The 738-nt window shown below is 60.0% G+C and carries 1 protein-coding gene; it reads left to right on the plus strand.

The genetic code is table 11. From position 1 onward, the window contains the following. Positions 1-738: FAD-binding oxidoreductase (locus A3754_RS03955; protein WP_156496763.1), on the plus strand; the 738-nt coding region annotated here is incomplete at both ends.

Below are 738 nucleotides of genomic sequence, written 5' to 3' on the forward strand. Positions count from 1 at the left end.
GAGTTCGAGCGATTCCCGGATGGGGTTGCCTCGCCTTCCAGCAGCGAAGAAGTTCGCGCACTGCTCGATTGGGCGTTGGCCCAGGGCATTACCGTGATTCCCTATGGCGGTGGCACGTCCGTGGCAGGACATATCAATCCCCCTGAGGGCGATGCACCGGTTCTGACCTTGAGCCTGGCGGCCATGGACCAGCTGATGGATCTGGATACGCAAAGCCAGATCGCCACGTTTGGCGCTGGCACACCCGGCCCCAAGGTGGAGCAACAGCTCCGTGAGCGGGGCTACATGCTGGGGCACTTTCCCCAATCCTGGGAGCTTTCTACCATTGGCGGCTGGGTGGCAAGCCGCTCCAGTGGCCAGCAATCCATGCGTTATGGCCGCATTGAGCAGATGTTTGCCGGTGGTCGAGTGGAAACGCCCAAAGGTACATTGACGATTCCTACCATTCCGGCCTCATCAGCCGGGCCTGACCTGCGGGAAATTATCCTCGGCTCGGAAGGGCGCATGGGGGTGATCACCGAAGTCAAAGTACGGGTCACGCCGTTGCCGGAAACGGAAACGTTTCAGGTGGCGTTCGCCCCGGATTGGGATACCGGCAAAGAGCTGGTGCGGCAGATGACCCAGGCGAAGATACCGCTTTCCATGCTGCGTCTGTCCAATGCGGAAGAAACCCGCACGCACCTGATGTTGGCCGGCCACGAAAAGCTGGTCGGTATTTTGCATCGTTACCTGAATGTG

The organism is Alcanivorax sp. HI0083, from assembly GCF_001635175.1.